The following is an 18264-nucleotide window of genomic DNA, read 5'->3' on the forward strand; positions in this document are numbered from 1 at the left end:
AGGTCTGTTACTCAATCGACACCCAACCGGACTCCTCAGGAGTGATCGGCTTCGGGTGGCGAGGGGGACCGTACACGGTCCCTCTTTCCTGCCGCACGGGCGCCACCCCGTGTACTTCCCGTGATCACGACCCCCGGAAACCCGGACTTTACCGGCTTTCCGATGAAGGCTTGATCACACAGAGTCGATAGGCGGGAATTCGCCCCTGTGATCGATCACACAAGGATCCGCCAAAAACTCATGGAGGAAATTCCGCGCAAAGCGAACAAAGTAATCCGCCGCGTGAATACCGAGCGCAGTCTCTCAGATCGGGAGAGTGACACGCATCACCAGTCCACCCCCTTCACGCGGCTCCGCGAAGATCCGTCCGCCGTGGGCGCGGGCGACCGAGCGGGCGATCGAGAGGCCGAGACCCACCCCCTTGTCGCTGCCGGTCCGCTCCGTACGCAGGCGGCGGAACGGCTCGAAGAGGTTGTCGATCTCGTACGCGGGCACCACGGGTCCCGTGTTCGACACCACCAGGACCGCCTGGCCCTGCTGGAGTTCCGTGCTGACCTCCACCCAGCCGTCCTCCTGGATGTTGTACCGCACGGCGTTCTGCACCAGGTTCAGGGCGATCCGCTCCAGCAGGACGCCGTTGCCCTGGACGACCGCGGGAACGCACTCCGAGCGGATCTCCACGCCCTTCGCCTCCGCCTCGGAGAGCGCCTGGTCCACGGCGCGGGTGGCGACCTCCGCGAGGTCGACCGGCTTGCGCTCCACGAGCTGGTTGTCACTGCGGGCGAGCAGCAGCAGCCCCTCCACCAGTTGCTCGCTGCGCTCGTTGGTCGCCAGAAGGGTCTTCCCGAGCTGCTGGAGCTCCATGGGAGCCCCCGGATCCGAGAGATGGACCTCCAGGAGGGTCCGGTTGATCGCGAGCGGCGTACGGAGCTCGTGCGACGCGTTCGCGACGAAGCGCTGCTGCGCGGTGAAGGCGCGTTCCAGCCGTTCCAGCATCTCGTCGAAGGTGTCGGCGAGCTCCTTCAGCTCGTCGTCCGGGCCGTCCAGCTCGATCCGGCGCGCGAGGTCGGTGCCGACCACGCGGCGCGCTGTACGGGTGATCCGGCCCAGCGGGGACAGCACCCGGCCGGCCATCGCGTAGCCGAAGGCGAACGCGATGACGCTCAGCCCGACCAGCGCGAAGAGCGAGCGGCTGAGCAGATCGTCGAGTGCCTGCTGGCGCTGGTGGTTGACGCAGGCGTTCATCGCGGTGTTGAAGCGGTCGGGCGTCGCCTGGTCGGGGAAGTTGCAGGTGTCACTGCTCACCTTGCCGCTGACGATCTGGAACGGCAGCTCACTGCCGACGTGCAGGGCCTGTGCGGCCAGCAGGTAGATGATCGAGAGCAGCAGGATGCCCGCGATCAGGAACATCCCGCCGTAGAGCAGCGTCAGACGTATGCGGATGGTGGGGCGGACCCAGGGGAGCGACTGGTCGGGTTTTCTCGGGTCCCAGGTCGGCTTCGGAGGCGCCGCCGGCGGCGCCGGGGTGGTGGCCACCGGCCTCAGATCCGGTAGCCGGAGCCGGGCACGGTGACGATCACGGGCGGCTCACCGAGCTTGCGCCGCAGGGTCATCACCGTCACACGGACGACATTGGTGAACGGGTCGGTGTTCTCGTCCCACGCCTTCTCCAGGAGCTGCTCGGCCGAGACGACCGCGCCCTCGCTGCGCATCAGGACCTCCAGGACCGCGAACTCCTTGGGCGCGAGCTGGATCTCCTTGCCGTCGCGGAAGACCTCGCGGCGGTTGGGGTCGAGCTTGATCCCGGAGCGCTCCAGGACGGGCGGCAGCGGCACCGTCGTACGCCGTCCCAGCGCCCTGACCCGGGCGGTCAGCTCGGTGAACGCGAAGGGCTTGGGCAGATAGTCGTCCGCGCCCAGCTCCAGGCCCTCGACCCGGTCGCTGACATCGCCCGAGGCGGTCAGCATCAGGACCCGGGTGGGCATCCCCAGCTCGACGATCTTGCGGCAGACGTCGTCGCCGTGCACGACGGGGAGGTCTCTGTCGAGCACCACCACGTCGTAGTCGTTGACCCCGATCCGCTCCAGGGCCGCCGCACCGTCGTACACGACGTCGACGGCCATGGCCTCCCGGCGCAGTCCGGTGGCCACCGCATCGGCGAGCAGTTGCTCGTCCTCGACGACGAGTACGCGCACGTCGTTTTTCCTTCCTCTGGGCCCGTCTCCCGTGATCAGGGCAGGTCGTCACACTCGCTGTGCGGGCCCATCCTGCCCGTATCGGCCATAAACCGGCGGTAAGACGATGCCGGGTGACCAGGCACGTCCGGGGCGGGACGGGATTCGTCGGGTCGGAGAGGTTTCTCGGAGACGGACCCTGGGGAAGACGACTTCACACCCGAGATCACGCCCTGTTTGTGGCATGCCACACCCTTATCTGCCCACCGGATAGCTGTCCTCCAGAAGACAGTGGGCGCCTGATCTTCCCGCCGTCGGCACACCCCCGTGCCACTGACCCACGACGAGGGGGCGCAATGGACGCGTTCACCGCCGGGCTTCTCCAGCGCATAAAGGCCACGGAAACAGACCTCACCCGAGCACGTGAGACGGGTGACGACTTCCTCGCGGATGTCGAACAGGAAGAGCTGGACGACCTGCGTCGGCTCGCCGCCGAGCACGGTGTGGAGGTCGGCGCCGCCGGCGTCTGACCCGATACATCGCAGTCGTACGGACAAAGTCGTACAGACATACGAAATATCAGAGCCACCAACGAAGAGCCGCACACGATCTGCTGAGAAGGGCCCCGGCACCGAGGGGACGGTGCCGGGGCCCTTCCGTGCGCCGGGTCGGTCGGGCGCCGGATCAGTCGGGCGTCGGGGCGGTCGCGGTGCCAGGACGGTCGCCTACCGGATCAGTCGTGCCAGGCGCCGTACCCCTCCAGCAGCTCCTGAAGGGGCTCGAAGACGCCTGGCGGGGCCGCCACGGCCAGATCGAAGCCGGGGCGGGTACCGGGGCGCCCACCCGTCCGGGCGCCCGCCTCACGGGCGATGAGATCGCCGGCCGCGAGGTCCCAGGGATGCAGCCCCCGCTCGTAGTAGCCGTCCAGCCGGCCGGCCGCCACGTCGCAGAGGTCGATGGCGGCCGAGCCGCCGCGCCGGATGTCCCGCAGTTGCGGGATCAGCCGCTCGGCGATCTCCGCCTGGTGGGCGCGGACGGTGGTCACGTAGTTGAAGCCGGTGGAGACCAGGGCCCGCTCCAGCGGCGGGGCGGGGCGGCAGCGCAGCGGACGGTCCCCCAGGAAGGCGCCGCCGCCGAGCACGGCGCGGAAGGTCTCGCGGCGCATCGGGGCCTCGACGACGCCCACCAGCGTCTCCCCGTCGCGCTCGGCGGCGATGGAGACGGCCCAGGTGGGCAGCCCGTAGAGGTAGTTGACGGTGCCGTCCAGCGGGTCGATGACCCAGCGGACGCCGCTGCTGCCCGCCGTGCTGGCGCCCTCCTCGCCGAGGAAGCCGTCGTCGGGGCGGTGGTCCGCGAGATAGCCGGTGATCAGGTTCTCCGCGGCGATGTCCATCTCGGTGACGACATCGATGGGGCTGGACTTCGTGGCGGCGACGGCCAGATCGTCGGGGCGTCCGTCGCGCAGCAGCGCTCCGGCCCGGCGGGCGGCCTCCAGGGCGAGCGCGAGCAGTTCACCGGTGAGGGCGTCGGTCACAGCGGGCTCCTTCAGGCGTACGGGCTGTCGGCACCCGCGGCGGCGGGCTTGGGGGCGCGCGCCGGGCAGCAGCCGACGGGGCAGAGGTCGTGGCTGGGGCCGAGCGCGCCGAGGGCGCACCGCTCCACGGCGCGTCCGCGCTCGGCCGCGGCGCGCTCCAGGACGAGGTCGCGCACGGCGGCGGCGAACCGGGGGTCCGCGCCGACGGTGGCCGAGCGGCGTACGGGCAGCCCCAGCTCGGCGGCCTTGGCGGTGGCCTCGGTGTCGAGGTCGTACAGGACCTCCATGTGGTCGGAGACGAAGCCGACGGGGGCCATCACGACGGCGGGGACGCCCTCCCCGTGCAGCGTCTCCAGGTGCTCGCAGATGTCCGGTTCCAGCCAGGGGATGTGCGGGGCGCCGCTGCGCGACTGGTAGACGAGCCGCCAGGGGTACGCGATCCCGGTCTCCTCGCGGACGGCGGCCACGACCAGCCGGGCGACGTCGAGGTGCTGGGCGACGTACGCGCCGCCCTCGCCGTGCCCCCCGGCCGGGCCAGAGGTGTCGGCCGCCGCGATCGGGATGGAGTGGGTGGTGAAGGCGAGATGCGCCCCCGCCCGTACGTCCTCGGGCAGGTCGGCGAGGGAGGCGAGCACCCCGTCGATCATGGGCTCCAGGAAGCCGGGGTGGTTGAAGTAGTGGCGCAGCTTGTCCACGCGGGGCGGTTCGATCCCCTCGTCGGCCAGGGTGGCGAGGGCGCCCGCCAGGTCCTCGCGGTACTGGCGGCAGCCCGAGTACGAGGCGTACGCGCTGGTGGCGAGGACGGCGATACGGCGCCGCCCGTCGGCGGCCATCTCGCGCAGCGTGCCGGTCAGGTACGGCGCCCAGTTGCGGTTGCCCCAGTAGACCGGCAGGTCCAGGCCGTGCCCGGCGAAGTCCTTGCGCAGCGCGTCCAGCAGCACCCGGTTCTGCTCGTTGATCGGGCTGACCCCGCCGAACAGGAAGTAGTGCCTGCCGACCTCCTTGAGCCGTTCCCTCGGGATGCCACGTCCCCGGGTGACGTTCTCCAGGAACGGAACCACGTCGTCCGGGCCTTCGGGGCCGCCGAAGGACAGCAGGAGCAGAGCGTCGTAGGGCGAAGTCGCCGACTGTTCTGGCATGCTCCGATCCTGCCATCCGCCCCGGTACGCCGGGCGGCGGCCCCGCCCCGCCGGGCCCGGGGTACGCCCGGGAACCGGCGGAAAACCGGAGGCGCGCGGTGCCTGGGCAGCCGTAAGCTGTCGCGGCCAGATTCATCGCTTACCGGAGCGTCCGTTGCCTGCGTTGCCCCGTTCCTACCTCGCGCTGTTCGACGTTCCCGGCACGAAGGGATTCAGCGCGGCCGGACTGATCGGCCGGATGCCTCTCGCCATGCTGAGCATCGGCGCCGTCACGATGATCTCCCAGCTCACCGGCCGGTACGGCCTCGCGGGCGCCGTCTCGGCGGCGATGGCCATGTCGGCCGCGGTGCTCGGCCCGCAGGTCTCCCGGCTGGTCGACCGGCACGGCCAGCGGCGGGTGCTGCGCCCGGCGACGCTGGTCTCGGTGACCGCGATCGCGGGGCTGCTGCTCTGCGCCCAGCAGGGCGCCCCCGACTGGACGCTCTTCGTCTTCGCGGCCGGTACCGGGTGCATGCCGAGCGTCGGGGCGATGGTGCGGGCTCGCTGGGCGACGGTCCACCGGGACTCCCCGCGCGCGCTGCACACCGCGTACTCCTGGGAGTCCGTGGTCGACGAGATCTGCTTCATCTTCGGCCCGATCATCTCGATCGGGCTCTCGACGGCCTGGTTCCCCGAGGCGGGCCCGCTGCTCGCCGGGGTCTTCCTGGTGGTCGGTGTCCTGTGGCTGACGGCGCAGCGGGCCACCGAGCCCGTGCCGCGGCCCCGCGCGGAGCACACCGGGGGTTCGGCCCTCGGTTCGGCCGGGCTGCGGGTGCTGGTGGCGACCTTCGTGGCGACGGGGGCGATCTTCGGCGCGGTCGACGTGGTCACGGTCGCCTTCGCCGAGGAGCGGGGTCACAAGGCGGCGGCGAGCCTGGTGCTCTCCGTCTACGCGCTGGGGTCCTGCTGCGCGGGCGTGGTGTTCGGGCTGCTGCACCTCGCCGGTCCGCCGGCCCGGAGGTGGCTGGTGGGTGTCTGCGCGATGGCCGTGAGTATGATCCCCCTCCAACTGGCCGGGAGCCTGCCGCTCCTGGCCGTGGCGCTCTTTGTCGCGGGCCTCTCCGTCGCACCGACCATGGTGACCACCATGGCCCTCGTCGAAGCGCATGTACCGCGCACCAAGCTGACCGAGGGCATGACCTGGACCAGTACCGGGCTCGCGGTCGGTGTGGCGCTCGGCTCCTCGGCCGCCGGCTGGGTGGTCGACGCCGCCGGGGCCCGTGCGGGGTACAGGGTGCCCGTGGTGGCGGGCGCCGTCGCGGCCGCGGTGGCGTTCCTGGGGTACCGCCGGCTGCGTGAGCCGGTACCGAGGCGGGGAGGGCATGGGGCGGATGACCGGGGACCGGACAGTCCTGAGGAGCACGACGACCATGAGCGCGTGGCGTAACTGGGCGGGGACCGTGACCGCCCGGCCGGCCCGTACGGTGTCCCCCTCCTCCGTCGAGGAGCTGATCGGGGAGATCCGCGCGGCGGCGGCCGACGGGCTCCGGGTCAAGGCGGTCGGCACGGGGCACTCGTTCACCTCCGTCGCCGCCACGGACGGCGTGTTCGTACGTCCCGACCTGCTCACCGGCATCCGGGAGATCGACCGGGCCGCGGGCACCGTCACGGTGGCGGCCGGCACCCCGCTCAAGCGCCTGAACACGGCGCTGGCCCGGGAGGGCCTGTCGCTGACGAACATGGGCGACATCATGGAGCAGACCGTCGCGGGCGCGACCTCCACCGGCACCCATGGCACCGGCCGTGACTCCGCGTCGGTCGCCGCCCAGATCCGGGCGCTCGAACTGGTCACGGCGGACGGCACGCTGCTGCGCTGCTCGGCCGAGGAGAACCCGGAGATCTTCGCCGTCGCGCGGATCGGCCTCGGCGCGCTGGGCGTGATCACCACGGTCACCTTCGCGGTGGAGCCGGTCTTCCTGCTGACGGCCCGTGAGGAGCCGATGCCCTTCGACCGGGTCACGGCGGAGTTCGACCAGCACGTGGCGGAGAACGAGCACTTCGAGTTCTACTGGTTCCCGCACACCGGCAACTGCAACACCAAGCGCAACAACCGCAGCGCCGGTCCCGCGGCGCCGCCCGGCCGGGTCCCCGCGTGGATCGAGGACGAACTCCTCTCCAACGGCGCCTTCCGGGTGGCCTGCGCCCTCGGCCGCGCCGTGCCCGCGACGATCCCCGCCCTCGCCAAGGTCTCCAGCCAGGCGCTCTCCGCCCGTACCTACACGGACATTCCGTACAAGGTCTTCACCTCGCCGCGCCGGGTGCGCTTCGTGGAGATGGAGTACGCGCTGCCGAGGGAGGCGGCGGTCGGGGCGCTGCGCGAGGTCAAGGCGATGATCGAGCGCTCACCTCTGAAGGTGAGTTTCCCGGTGGAGATACGCACGGCGCCCGCCGACGACATCGCCCTCTCGACGGCCTCGGGCCGGGAGACCGCGTACATCGCCGTGCACCTCTACCGGGGCACGCCGCACCGCTCGTACTTCACGGCGGTGGAGCGCATCATGACCGCGCACGGCGGCCGGCCGCACTGGGGCAAGATCCACACACGGGACGCGGGGTATCTCGCCGGGGTGTACCCGCGCTTCGCGGAGTTCACGGCGGTACGGGACCGGCTCGACCCGGACCGGCTGTTCGGGAACGACTATCTGCGCCGGGTCCTCGGGGACTGACGGGGACCGATGCGCGCCGTACGTCTCCTACTCCCCGCTGGTCGTCCCGCCGTCGCCGCCGCCGGTCGTGTTGTCGGCGCTGCCCGAAGGTGTCGGGGCCGGGGCGGACGACGCGCCGGGGTCGCTGTCGCCGGTGGAGTCGGCGGTCGAACCCGAGGAGTCCGTCGGGGCGGAGGGCGGGGCGGACGGGGTGCCCGTCGGGTCGGTGCCGGTGTCCGAGCCGGAGCCCGTGCCGCTCTCCTGGTCCGTGCCGTCGCTCCGCCCGCTGCCGGAGGGGGACGGCGAGGTCCCGCCCTCCGGGGTGGTGCCCGTGTCACCGCCGGTGGAGGTATCGGTGTCGGTGGAGGGCGTGTCGGAGGGGTCGGCCGGGGTGGAGGGGGTGGTCCGGTGGCCGCCGCCGCTCACGACGGATCCGACGGTCGTCCCCGTGCCTCCGCCCAGGTCCTGACCGGAGATCAGCTCGTACCCGGTGATCCCGCCCATCGCGACGCCGAAGACGATCCCGGCCGCGAGGACCGGGCGCTTCCAGCCGCGGACGCGCGTGCCGTGCGTCGTGGCCCGGGTGAACTCCTCGCTCGGGGACACCGGAGACGCCGGGGACACCAGAGATGTCTGAGGCACCTGGGGCATCAGCCTGGTCGCGTCGGTGCCACGTCCGGAATCGGTGGAGCCGGTGGGGTCATCCCGTTGCCTCGGATCACCCCATTCGGGCGATATCGACACCTGCCGGCCTCCGGGCTTCGGCTGGACGGCCGCGACGCGGATCTGTTCCCCCGTACGGCGGAACAGGTGCTGGAAGACCGAACCGCCGCAGGTGGCCACCACGCTGACCACGCCCGCGCCGATGATCGTGCCGTACACGCCGAGTTGAGAGGCGAGCACCGCGGCGGCGATCGCCGCGAGCGCGCTGCCCGCGACCTGCGGCAGGCTCAGTTCGAGCCGGGGCCCCTTCCGCTCCCCTTCCTCCGGGTCGAAGCCTGGGCCCGTCGCGCCGTTTTCCGGCTTGTCACCCGTTCGCGTACTGGTCGTCAGCCTCTGATCCATCTACAGCCCCTGCTTGCACATCTGTCCCACCTTGCACCAGGGAGTGACCTCTGAGCGAAGCGGATAGTTCCGCTTCGGTGGGTTCTGTGAAGCAGGACACCCGCGCCCGGCCGCTCATGGGCCGCACCGCGGCATCAACTCCCCGGCGCCGTGAGAACTTGGGCGGCGTGCCGGTCCACCCGGATGGCCCGAATGGAGTACTGTGGCGAGCCCTGGGGCCGGACCCCCTCATGGGTGTCCGGGACCTACGGAGAAGGGGGCCGAACGTGGCACTCGATCCGGCGGAGCCGCGGCACCGCACGGGCGCCTGCTGCACGGAGTGACCGTTCGTCACTCCGCGTCGCAAAGGGTAACCGTGTCATCGGCGATCCAGGGCCCATGCCCGACACGCCGGGCAGCACGGAAAGGTTGTGGCAGGCTGCACCCGGGCAGGCCACACTCGACTAGCGGAAGCAGCGACGCACGTGACGTCGGCAGGCACCACCCGGGAGGTTCCCATGCCCGAACTGCGTGTCGTGGCCGTCTCCAACGACGGCACACGACTGGTGCTCAAGGCTGCCGACAGCACGGAGTACACGCTCCCCATCGACGAGCGGCTGCGCGCCGCCGTGCGCAACGACCGCGCGCGTCTCGGCCAGATCGAGATCGAGGTGGAGAGCCACCTCAGACCACGGGACATCCAGGCGCGTATACGAGCCGGTGCCACGGCCGAGGAAGTGGCGCAGCACGCCGGGATCCCGGTGGACCGGGTCCGGCGCTTCGAGGGCCCGGTGCTCGCGGAGCGCGCCTTCATGGCGGAGCGGGCCAGGAAGACCGCCGTACGCCGCCCCGGCGAGAACACCGGACCCCAGCTCGGCGAGACCGTCCAGGAGCGGCTGACGCTGCGCGGCGCCGACAAGGAGACCGTGCAGTGGGACTCGTGGCGCCGTGACGACGGCACCTGGGAAGTCCTGCTGGTCTATCTGGTCGCGGGCGAGCCGCACTCGGCCAGCTGGACGTACGACCCGCCCCGGCGGCTCGTCCAGGCCGTCGACGACGAGGCGCGCGCGCTGATCGGCGACACCGACGACACGGTCACGAAGGAGCCGAGCTTCCCGTTCGTACCGCGGATCGCCCGGCTGCCGCGCGACCGGCCGCTGGACCGTTCCCTCGACCGGCAGTTGGAGCGCCCCGTCGCCCCGGAACCGGACGACAGCGACGAACGCGACTCGCTCACCAGCCTGCTGGAGGCCGTGCCGAGCTTCCGAGGCGACATGGTCGTGCCCGAGCGCCCCGCGCCGCCGGAGCCCGGGGGCGTGGACCCGGAGGACGAGCCGGACGCCGAGGAGGCGCCCGCCGCCTCGGCCGGCGCCGGTTCCGCGTACGCGGACGTGCTGATGCCGCGCTCGGTGGCCGGTCACCGCGACCGGCTCACGGGCACGACGGACCGGCAGGCGGAGGCGGACGGCGTCCGCCCCGGGCGGCGGGCCGCGGTGCCGAGCTGGGACGAGATCGTCTTCGGCACCCGCCGCAAGAAGCAGGACTGACGGAGCGGGTACGGGCAGAACAGCTACTGGCAGAGCGGGTACGGACGGAGCAGGTCGGGCAGGGGCTGACAGGGTTCGCACACCCTCCTATACGCAGTCCGAGGGGCGGGTACTCACCGCGTGCGGTGCGTACCCGCCCCACGGGTACTCTCCCGGTGCCCGGTGTGCCTGGTTACCGGGGGTCCGGGCCCTTGGCGACCGGGCGGTCGGGGTCCGAGGACCACTGCGACCACGAGCCCGCGTAGAGCGCCGCGGTGATGCCCGCCAGCTCCAGGGCCAGTACCTCCTGGGCTGCGGAGACGCCCGAGCCGCAGTAGACGCCGACGCTCCGGCCCGTGGCTCCCAGCGCCTCGAAGCGGGCCGCGAGTTCCGCCACCGGGCGGAAGGTGCCGTTTTCGGCCATGTTCTCCGCCGTGGGAGCCGAGACGGCGCCGGGGATGTGGCCGCCGATCCGGTCGATCGGCTCGACGTCACCGCGGTAACGCTCGGCGGCGCGGGCGTCCAGCAGCAGCCCGTCCCGGGCCAGGGCCGCGGCGCCGTCCGCGTCGAGCACCGGGAGGGCGCCCGGTACGGGGCGGAAGTCGCCTTCCGCCGGCTCCGGGATCTCGGTGGAGAGCGGGCCCGTCCAGCCGGCCAGACCGCCGTCCAGGACCCGGACATCGCCGTGGCCCGTCCAGCGCAGCAGCCACCAGGCGCGCGCCGCCGCCCACCCCAGGCCCCCGTCGTACGTGACCACCAGCGTGTCCGCGCCGACACCCGCACGGCGCATCGCCGCACCGAAGGCCGCCACATCGGGCAGCGGATGACGGCCGCCCTCGCCCGGCGGACCGGCCAGCTCCGCGTCGAGGTCCACGTACACGGCGCCGGGCAGATGCCCCGCCTCGTACTCCGGGCGGCCGGGCGGTCCGCCGAGCTGGTAGCGGATGTCGAGGAGTACGGGCGGACGCGGACCCGCCGACTCGCCGGTGAGTTCGGCCGCTGTGATGATGGCTGTCATGAACGTCATCCTCCCGTACCGCCGCCCCGCGGCGGGAGCGGCGGTGGACCGTGCGATGTAACGGCCCGTGAAACAGCCGGTAAACAGCGAATCGAGATCCCGCCAAGTGCGGCGCGGCCGGGCGGCGCCGCGCGCCGCCGGGTGCGAGCATCGGCACGGGCGCACGGCCGCTTCCGTCCCGTTCCTCCCCAGGTGGTTCCGCGTGTACTTCCGCGGTTCCACCGGCAGTTACTCCCGCGGCGCGCCCGGTCCGCACGGCCACCACGAAGGTCCGAGGAGACAGTGACGATGACCGAGGCAGCGACCCGGCGCACGCCTGGAACACCCTGCTGGGTGAGTCTGATGGTGCACGGACTTGCCGCGACGGAGGAGTTCTACGGAGCGCTGTTCGGCTGGGAGTTCGAGCCGGGACCGCAGCAGCTCGGACCGTACGTCCGCGGGCTGCTCGACGGCAAGGAGATCGCGGGGATCGGCCAGTTGCCGCCCGACCGGCATCTCCCCATCGCCTGGATGACCTACCTGGCCACGGACAACGCGGATCTGACGGCCGAGACGATCAGGAGCTGCGGCGGCACGGTCGGCGTCGGCCCGCTGGACGCGGCGGAGGCCGGCCGGATGGCCATCGCCTCCGACCCGGGGGGCGCGGTCTTCGGGATCTGGCAGGCGGCGGCGCACACGGGCACGGCGGTGGCCGGGGCGCACGGCACACCCGTCTGGAACGAACTGGTCACCCGCGAGACGTCCTCGGTCGGCAAGTTCTACGCGGCGCTCTTCGGCTACGACCTGGAGGCGGTGGTCTCGGCCGACTTCGACTTCCTGACCCTGCGTCTGCGGGGGCGTCCCGTCGCCTCGCTGCACGGGGTGGGCCGCGCACTCACCCGGGAGCGGGGCGCGCACTGGATGACGCACTTCGAGGTGGAGGACACCGACGCCGCCGCCCGGCTGGTCACGGAGCTGGGCGGGCAGGTGCTCCAGCAGCCGCGCGAGGGCGTGAACGGACGGCACGCGACGGTCGCGGACCCGGAGGGCGCGATCTTCACGATCGTACGGTCGGTCTAGGGTCCGTCAACCGGTGTCGGACGCGGCCTAGACGGGCAGGACGTCCGGGGAGAGCGCGGCGGCCCGTGCGGTCGCCGCGGTCATCCGGCGCCGGTGGTGGCGCCGGCACAGCACCTCGTAGCCGACCTCGTCGCGGCCCTGGTGGACGTCCCCGACGACGACCTGCGCGCCCTCGACCACCATGGCGCCGCCGACCGTCCGCGCGTTGTGCGTGGCGCGGGCGCCGCACCAGCAGAGCGCCTCCACCTGGAGGACCTCGACCCGGTCGGCCAGCTCCACCAGTCGCTGCGAGCCGGGGAAGAGCTTGGAGCGGAAGTCGGTGGTGATGCCGAAGGTGAAGACGTCCAGGTCCAGGTCGTCCACGACCCGGGCGAGCTGGTCGACCTGGACCGGGGCGAGGAACTGCGCCTCGTCGGCGATGACGTAGTCGCACCGGCCGCCCTGGGAGAGCCGCTCCACGAGATACGCGTAGAAGTCGAAGCCGTCGGCGGCCTCGACGGCGTCGGTGACCAGGCCGAGGCGGGAGGAGAGCTTGCCCTCGCCGGCCCGGTCGTCGCGGGTGAAGATCATGCCCTGGAGCCCACGCGTCGAGCGGTTGTGCTCGATCTGCAGAGCGAGGGTGCTCTTTCCGCAGTCCATCGTTCCGGAGAAGAACACCAGCTCTGGCATGAGGGGGTGACGGCCTTTCGGGTCTTCGGCTGCTGCGGTCGACAGGCGCCGCACCGGCACCGTACAGGGGTCCGCACGGTCGTACGGGGCCGGCCACAGGGGTCGGTCAGGGCGTCGTACGGGCGTACGAGCGGTTACGAGCGTACTTCGAGAAGGGGGACGAGCTGCTCGACGGGGGTCATCGAGCCGTGCATCCCGACCATCTGCGACTCGTGCGGCTCCTGGACGGAGGCCGTGATGACCACATCGTCGTGGGCCGCGGCGACGACATCGCCGATCCGGCCGTACACCCGCTCGTCCATCGCGCCCGGCGGACCGAACCAGCCCTCCGCGATCGCCTCGTCGCGGCTCGCCACCCAGAACCGCTCGCCGAGCACCTCGCGCCAGACCGTGAGGACATCGGCGGCGGCGCCCGGTACGGCGTAGACATGGCGGGCCCGGCCCTCGCCGCCCAGCAGGGCGACCCCGGCGCGCAGTTCCCAGTCCTCGTCGAAGTCGAGGCGCGACTCCTCGTCGAAGGGGATGTCGATCATGCCGTGGTCGGCGGTGACGTAGAGCGCGGTACGGGGCGGAAGTTGTTCGGCGAGGCGCTGGACGAGCCGGTCGACGTACATCAACTGGCCGCGCCAGGCGTCGGAGTCGACCCCGAAGCGGTGGCCCTTGCCGTCGACCTCGCTGTAGTACGTGTAGACCAGCGACCGGTCGCCCGCGGCGAGCTGCTCGGCGGCCAGGTCCATACGGTCCTCGCCGGAGAGCCGGCCGAAGAAGGAGCCGCCGCTCAGCGCGACCTTGGTGAGCGGGGTGTGCTGGAAGGTCGGGGAGGACACCTGCGCGGTGTGCACGCCCGCCGCGTCGGCCAGCGCGAAGACGGTGGGGTACGGCTGCCAGACGTGCGGCGCTGTCCACGGCTTCCAGCGGAGCTGGTTCATCAGCGCGCCGGTCGCGGGGTCGCGGACGGTGTAGCCGGGCAGGCCGTGCGCGGAGGGGGGCAGCCCCGTACCGACGGAGGCGAGGGAGGTCGCGGTCGTGGCGGGGAAGCCCGCGGTGAGGGGGCGCCCCGTGGAGCCGCGCGAGGTGGCCAGCAGCGACGTCATGTACGGCGCTTCGTCCGGGTGGGCCTTGAGCTGCTCCCAGCCGAGGCCGTCGATCAGAAAGACGCAGTTCCGGTCGGCGGGGGTCAGTTCGGTGATCGTCGCGGTCAGATCCGGAACGCCCTGGCCCGCGGCGAGCGTCGGCAGCAGATCGGCGAGGGAGCCGCTGCCGTACTGCGGCAGCGGAGCGCTGGAGAGGGCGAGCGGGACGGGCTCCGGCCAGAGGGGTTCGGCTGCCATCAGCGGCCGGTCGCCGCAGTGGCCGTCGTGGCCGCGATCGCCTCGGAGAGCGCCTGCGCGAACGCGAGCGTCTGCCGCACGGCGTCCGGCCCGTCGCCCGCCTCGCTGACGCGCAGGCTCAGGTCGTCGGCGGTGGAGCTGCCCGTGTAGCCGTGGTCCGCCTCGCAGTTGGGGTCGCCGCAGGCGGCGGGCTCCAGGTCGATACGGGAGACGGCGCCCCAGCCGATGGTGAGGACGACCTCGCGCGGCAGGGCGCCGGGCTTGTACGACTCCGGGTTGGCGACGACACGGCTGACCACGACGGAGGAGATGCGGTCGATCTTGACCGACTCGGTGGAGGTGGTGGCGTACGGCGTCGGGGAGCTGGAGTCGGCGGCCTGCTCGTCGGTGTGGCTCACGATGAAGCGGTGAGCCGTCAGCACGAGGACGGTGACATGCCGCCGCACCTCGTTGGCGTCGAACGTGGTCTCCTGGTGCACCAGGTACGACGAGATCGGCTCACCACCGACAGCGGCCTCCACCGCCTCGGCCACGAGAGCCGGGTAGTAGCCGCTGCGCTCGATAGCCGTGCGCAGCCCCTGGGTCGTCGTACCGGTCTTCGCCATGGGCTCATCCTACGGTGGCCGGATGGCTGCCGGAGACGCCCTGTCCGGCGGTAACCGCTGAGCAGTGGCCTCGTAGTGGCCCCGTACTGGCTCTAGTAGTAGCTGGGGAGGGTGCGCGGGCCCAGATCGTCGCGGGCGGGCGGCGGTGCGAGACGGACGGTGGCGCCGAGCACCGAGACCCCGTGCGTGGCGACGACGACGGGCTCCAGGGTGACGGAGACTACCTCGGGGTGGTCGTCGACCAGCCGGGACACCCGCAGCAGCACCTCCTCCAGGGCGGGGGTGTCGACCGGCGCGGAGCCGCGCCAGCCGAAGAGGAGCGGCGCGGTACGGATCGACCGGATCAGCTCGGCGGCGTCCCGGTCCGTGACGGGCACCAGCCGGTGGGCGAGGTCGCCGAGGAGCTCGGAGGGGGCGCCGGCCAGCCCGAAGGAGAGCACGGCGCCGGCGGCGGCGTCGATGGCGGCCCGTACGACGGTGTCCACACCGCGGGGCGCCATGGCCTGGACGACGGGGCGCAGCTCGACGGCGGTGCCGAGCGTCTCGGTCAGTTCGCGGTGGGCGAGCCGCAGTTGGGCCTCGTCGGCGAGGTCGAGCCGTACGCCGCCGAGGTCGGCGCGGTGGCGCAGATGCGGGGCGGTCGTCTTCAGGGCTACGGGGTAGCCGAGCCGCGCGGCGGCGGCGACGGCCGCGTCGGGTTCCGGCGCGGGCAGGGTCGGCCGTACGGGGATGCCGTAGAGGGCGAGCAGTTCGTGGGCGTCGTCGGGGGTGAGGGAGACGCGGCGGGCGTCGGGGGCCGCGCCGAGGAGCCGGTCTATGAGGGCGGCGGCCCCGCTCGCGTCGATGGCGTCGTCCAGGAACTCGGGGACCTTGCCGGGCTCGGCGGCCTGGCGCCGCCACCGCGCGTACCGGACGGCCTCGGCGAGCGCCCGGACCGCGCGTTCGGCGGCGGGGTAGGCGGGGATGCGTACGGCGGTGGGGGTGGGGGCGTCGGCGCCGTCCTTGCCTGACGGGGGCACCTCAAGCGGTGGTGGCTGCTCCGGAGGCGTAGGCGGCGACGGCCGGGACGGGCCGCTGTTCGTCGCCGCCGACAGCGCCTCCGCCAGGCCGCCGATCTCGACGTGGACCACCGTGACCGGCTTCGCCGGGGCCGTCGCCGCGGCCGTCCTGAGCGCGGTGCCCAGCGCGCCGCCGTCGGCAGGGTCCGTCGTGCCCGTCTCCCCCACCCGGGGTATCGCGGTCACCACGACGGCGTCGCAGCCGGGATCGGCCAGCGCCGCCGTGAGCGCCGTACGGAAGTCGTCGGGCGCCGCGGCGGTGGTGAGGTCCTGGGGCGGCAGGGGGCGCAGGCCCTCCGTGAGGCAGGCGTCGTACGTGAGGAGGCCGAGCGACTCGGAGTTGCCGAGGATCGCGACCCGCGGGCCCGCGGGGAGCGGCTGGGAGGCGAGCAGCAGGCCCGCGTCGACGAGTTCGGTGACCGTGTCGACGCGGATCACCCCGGCCTGCCGCAGCAGCGCCGAGACCGTGGCGTCCGGTATGCGGGTGACGGGGACGGTGTGTCCCGGCGGGGCGCTGCCGCTGTGCCGGGCGCCCTTCACCACGACGACCGGCTTGACCGCGGCCGTGCGCCGGGCGAGCCGGGTGAACTTGCGCGGGTTGCCGATCGATTCGAGGTACAGCAGCGCGACATCGGTGTCCGGGTCCTCGAACCAGTACTGGAGGATGTCGTTGCCCGAGACGTCCGCGCGGTTGCCCGCCGAGATGAAGGACGACAGGCCCGCGCCGCGCCGGTGGAGCCCGGCGAGCAGCGCGATGCCGATCGCACCGGACTGGGTGAACAGGCCGATCCGGCCGCGCGCGGGCGGCTGGGGCGCGAGGGAGGCGTTCAGCCGGGCGCCGTCGGCGGTGTTGATGATCCCGAAGGCGTTGGGTCCGATGATGCGCATGCCGTACGAGCGGGCCCGCCGCACCAGTTCGTGCTGGCGCTCGCGGCCCTCGGCGCCGCTCTCCGCGTAACCGGCGGAGAGAACCACCAGGCCCTGTACGCCGGAGCGGCCGCAGTCCTCGACCGCTTCCGGCACCCGGTCGGCGGGGACGGCGAGGACCGCGAGGTCGACGGGTTCACCGATCCGGGAGACGGAGCGTACGGCGGGGACGCCGTCGAGTCTCTCGGTGGTCTCGGGGAACGCGCTGTTCACCGCGTACAGGCGCCCTGTGAAGCCCGCGTCGCGGAGGTTGCGCAGCACGGTGCGGCCGACGCCGCCGGGGGCGCGGCCGGTCCCGACGACGGCGACCGAGCCGGGGGTCAGCAGGCGCTGTACGGAGCGGGCCTCGGCGCGCTGCTCACGGCCGCGCTGGACGGCCAGGGACTCCGCGGTCGGCTCCAGGTCGAGGGTGAGCCGTACGGCGCCGTCCTCGAAGCTGCGCTTCTGCGTGTACCCGGCGTCCCGGAACACCTTGATCATCTTGGCGTTGGCAGGGAGCACCTCGGCGGCGAAGCGGCGGATGCCCCGCTCGCGGGCGACCGCGCCGATGTGCTCCAGGAGGGCGGAGGCTACACCGCGGCCCTGGTGCGCGTCCTGGACGAGGAAGGCGACCTCGGCCTCGTCGGCCGGGGCGGAGGCGGGGAGTCCGCGCTCGTCGGTGCGGTCGTACCGTACGGTCGCGATGAACTCGCCGCCCACCGTCGCGGCGAGCCCCACCCGGTCCACGTAGTCGTGGTGCGTGAAGCGGTGGACGTCGCGGTCGGAGAGGCGCGGGTAGGGGGCGAAGAAGCGGTAGTACTTCGACTCGTCGGAGACCTGTTCGTAGAAGCTGACCAGCCGCTGCGCGTCCTCGGTGGTGATGGGCCTGATCCGGGCCGTGCCGCCGTCGCGCAGCACCACGTCCGCCTCCCAGTGCCCTGGATACGCGTGGTCCCGCGGGTGCTCCATGCCGCAAGCCTACGGCGGGGACGCTGTCCGTGAGCGGTGATCGGGGGCGACGGGGGACCGTCCCGCGCCCCATGAGAGCCTGGTACGGACACCTGTTTTGAGACTTTTTGCGACTTGAAGGGCAACACCATGGCTGAGCGCCGCGTCAATGTCGGCTGGGCCGAGGGCCTGCACGCCCGTCCCGCCTCCATCTTCGTCCGCGCCGCCACGGCCGCCGGCGTCCCCATGACGATCGCGAAGGCCGACGGCAACCCCGTCAACGCCGCGTCGATGCTCGCGGTGCTCGGTCTGGGCGCGCAGGGCGGCGAGGAGATCGTGCTGGCCTCGGACGCCGAGGGCGCGGACGCCGCCCTGGACCGGCTGGCCAAGCTGGTCGCCGAGGGGCTCGACGAGCTCCCCGAAACGGTCTGATCCGGAGAGCATTTCCACGACGGAGCCGTGGGGGGCCCGCCGACGGGGGGCAAACCCGCCGCGGGTAGTGGGGGGGGGCAAGAAAAAAGACCCCCCAAATAAAATAATTTTTTAAAAGAGAAATTTTAATTTATTTG

Annotated in this window: 16 protein-coding genes; 6 read left to right on the forward strand and 10 right to left on the reverse strand. The window is 72.4% G+C overall.

Annotation, left to right across the window (positions count from 1 at the left end; translation table 11 throughout):
• Window positions 1–303: 303 nt before the first annotated feature.
• Together ACIBJC_RS32975 and ACIBJC_RS32980 are read right to left on the reverse strand one after the other, a co-directional pair.
• The gene (locus ACIBJC_RS32975) at window positions 304–1536 is read right to left on the reverse strand and encodes a HAMP domain-containing sensor histidine kinase (RefSeq protein ID WP_329821497.1); all 1233 of its coding nucleotides are present in this window, start codon (window positions 1534–1536) and stop codon (window positions 304–306) included.
• 5 nt (window positions 1537–1541) lie between these two features.
• Entirely contained in the window at window positions 1542–2195 is a 654-nt protein-coding gene (locus ACIBJC_RS32980; protein ID WP_329821498.1) for a response regulator transcription factor, read from the reverse strand.
• 335 nt (window positions 2196–2530) lie between these two features.
• Between ACIBJC_RS32980 and ACIBJC_RS32985 the strand changes: the two genes are divergently transcribed.
• Window positions 2531–2704: a hypothetical protein gene (locus ACIBJC_RS32985; RefSeq protein WP_329821500.1), complete on the forward strand. Its 174-nt coding sequence runs from the start codon at window positions 2531–2533 to the stop codon at window positions 2702–2704.
• A gap of 203 nt (window positions 2705–2907) precedes the next feature.
• Here ACIBJC_RS32985 and ACIBJC_RS32990 read toward each other — a convergent pair whose 3' ends face one another.
• Both ACIBJC_RS32990 and ACIBJC_RS32995 read right to left on the reverse strand, forming a co-directional pair.
• Window positions 2908–3708 carry an inositol monophosphatase family protein gene (locus ACIBJC_RS32990; RefSeq protein WP_399298853.1) on the reverse strand — a complete coding sequence of 267 codons (801 nt, stop codon included), beginning with the start codon at window positions 3706–3708 and terminating at the stop codon, window positions 2908–2910.
• Between the two features lie 11 nt (window positions 3709–3719).
• Window positions 3720–4847, reverse strand: a complete 1128-nt coding sequence (locus ACIBJC_RS32995; RefSeq protein ID WP_399298855.1) for a ferrochelatase — start codon at window positions 4845–4847, stop codon at window positions 3720–3722.
• A 163-nt stretch (window positions 4848–5010) separates the two neighbouring features.
• Between ACIBJC_RS32995 and ACIBJC_RS33000 the strand changes: the two genes are divergently transcribed.
• Window positions 5011–6273, forward strand: coding sequence for an MFS transporter (locus tag ACIBJC_RS33000; protein WP_399298857.1), 1263 nt, complete (start codon window positions 5011–5013; stop codon window positions 6271–6273).
• A complete protein-coding gene (locus ACIBJC_RS33005) occupies window positions 6218–7552 on the forward strand; it encodes a D-arabinono-1,4-lactone oxidase (RefSeq protein ID WP_399298883.1) in 1335 nt (444 codons plus the stop codon). Before ACIBJC_RS33000 ends, ACIBJC_RS33005 begins: the two co-directional genes overlap by 56 nt.
• Window positions 7553–7579: 27 nt before the next feature.
• Here the strand turns inward: ACIBJC_RS33005 and ACIBJC_RS33010 are convergent, their stop codons facing one another.
• Complete coding sequence (locus tag ACIBJC_RS33010; RefSeq protein ID WP_399298859.1) at window positions 7580–8596, reverse strand: hypothetical protein; 1017 nt, start codon at window positions 8594–8596, stop codon at window positions 7580–7582.
• 497 nt (window positions 8597–9093) lie between these two features.
• Here ACIBJC_RS33010 and sepH point away from each other — a divergent pair, with 497 nt between their 5' ends.
• Window positions 9094–10122, forward strand: a complete 1029-nt coding sequence (gene sepH, locus ACIBJC_RS33015; RefSeq protein WP_399298861.1) for a septation protein SepH — start codon at window positions 9094–9096, stop codon at window positions 10120–10122.
• 172 nt (window positions 10123–10294) lie between these two features.
• Here the strand turns inward: sepH and ACIBJC_RS33020 are convergent, their stop codons facing one another.
• Window positions 10295–11119 (reverse strand): sulfurtransferase, encoded by an 825-nt coding sequence (locus ACIBJC_RS33020; protein ID WP_399298863.1) that lies wholly within the window; start codon window positions 11117–11119, stop codon window positions 10295–10297.
• A gap of 288 nt (window positions 11120–11407) precedes the next feature.
• Here ACIBJC_RS33020 and ACIBJC_RS33025 point away from each other — a divergent pair, with 288 nt between their 5' ends.
• On the forward strand, window positions 11408–12178 hold the full coding sequence (locus tag ACIBJC_RS33025; protein WP_399298865.1) for a VOC family protein: 771 nt from the start codon (window positions 11408–11410) through the stop codon (window positions 12176–12178).
• Window positions 12179–12205: 27 nt separating this feature from the next.
• Here the strand turns inward: ACIBJC_RS33025 and ACIBJC_RS33030 are convergent, their stop codons facing one another.
• The 4 genes from ACIBJC_RS33030 to ACIBJC_RS33045 all read right to left on the reverse strand — a co-directional run bounded on the left by ACIBJC_RS33030 (window position 12206) and on the right by ACIBJC_RS33045 (window position 17716).
• Entirely contained in the window at window positions 12206–12847 is a 642-nt protein-coding gene (locus tag ACIBJC_RS33030) for a thymidine kinase (RefSeq protein WP_399298867.1), read from the reverse strand.
• 134 nt (window positions 12848–12981) lie between these two features.
• Window positions 12982–14178, reverse strand: a complete 1197-nt coding sequence (locus ACIBJC_RS33035) for an alkaline phosphatase family protein (protein WP_399298870.1) — start codon at window positions 14176–14178, stop codon at window positions 12982–12984.
• A complete protein-coding gene (locus tag ACIBJC_RS33040; protein WP_399298872.1) occupies window positions 14178–14783 on the reverse strand; it encodes a DUF5998 family protein in 606 nt (201 codons plus the stop codon). Before ACIBJC_RS33040 ends, ACIBJC_RS33035 begins: the two co-directional genes overlap by 1 nt.
• A gap of 92 nt (window positions 14784–14875) precedes the next feature.
• Window positions 14876–17716 (reverse strand): GNAT family N-acetyltransferase, encoded by a 2841-nt coding sequence (locus ACIBJC_RS33045; protein WP_399298874.1) that lies wholly within the window; start codon window positions 17714–17716, stop codon window positions 14876–14878.
• A 129-nt stretch (window positions 17717–17845) separates the two neighbouring features.
• On the opposite strand from ACIBJC_RS33045, the gene ACIBJC_RS33050 reads away from it, so the two are divergent.
• Window positions 17846–18127: an HPr family phosphocarrier protein gene (locus tag ACIBJC_RS33050; protein WP_120720905.1), complete on the forward strand. Its 282-nt coding sequence runs from the start codon at window positions 17846–17848 to the stop codon at window positions 18125–18127.
• The last annotated feature ends 137 nt before the right edge of the window (window positions 18128–18264 follow it).

The sequence above is a fragment of the Streptomyces sp. NPDC050509 genome, from assembly GCF_044457965.1.
GTDB lineage: Bacteria > Actinomycetota > Actinomycetes > Streptomycetales > Streptomycetaceae > Streptomyces.

What these genes read in the sequence shown, in the direction of transcription:
- ACIBJC_RS32985 (WP_329821500.1), top strand. Translation starts at nt 2,531, where the DNA reads ATGGACGCGTTCACCGCCGGGCTTCTCCAGCGCATAAAGGCCACGGAA.
- ACIBJC_RS32995 (WP_399298855.1), bottom strand. Translation starts at nt 4,847, where the DNA reads ATGCCAGAACAGTCGGCGACTTCGCCCTACGACGCTCTGCTCCTGCTG.
- ACIBJC_RS33005 (WP_399298883.1), top strand. Translation starts at nt 6,218, where the DNA reads ATGACCGGGGACCGGACAGTCCTGAGGAGCACGACGACCATGAGCGCG.
- ACIBJC_RS33010 (WP_399298859.1), bottom strand. Translation starts at nt 8,596, where the DNA reads ATGGATCAGAGGCTGACGACCAGTACGCGAACGGGTGACAAGCCGGAA.
- sepH (WP_399298861.1), top strand. Translation starts at nt 9,094, where the DNA reads ATGCCCGAACTGCGTGTCGTGGCCGTCTCCAACGACGGCACACGACTG.
- ACIBJC_RS33020 (WP_399298863.1), bottom strand. Translation starts at nt 11,119, where the DNA reads ATGACAGCCATCATCACAGCGGCCGAACTCACCGGCGAGTCGGCGGGT.
- ACIBJC_RS33025 (WP_399298865.1), top strand. Translation starts at nt 11,408, where the DNA reads ATGACCGAGGCAGCGACCCGGCGCACGCCTGGAACACCCTGCTGGGTG.
- ACIBJC_RS33030 (WP_399298867.1), bottom strand. Translation starts at nt 12,847, where the DNA reads ATGCCAGAGCTGGTGTTCTTCTCCGGAACGATGGACTGCGGAAAGAGC.
- ACIBJC_RS33035 (WP_399298870.1), bottom strand. Translation starts at nt 14,178, where the DNA reads ATGGCAGCCGAACCCCTCTGGCCGGAGCCCGTCCCGCTCGCCCTCTCC.
- ACIBJC_RS33040 (WP_399298872.1), bottom strand. Translation starts at nt 14,783, where the DNA reads ATGGCGAAGACCGGTACGACGACCCAGGGGCTGCGCACGGCTATCGAG.
- ACIBJC_RS33045 (WP_399298874.1), bottom strand. Translation starts at nt 17,716, where the DNA reads ATGGAGCACCCGCGGGACCACGCGTATCCAGGGCACTGGGAGGCGGAC.
- ACIBJC_RS33050 (WP_120720905.1), top strand. Translation starts at nt 17,846, where the DNA reads ATGGCTGAGCGCCGCGTCAATGTCGGCTGGGCCGAGGGCCTGCACGCC.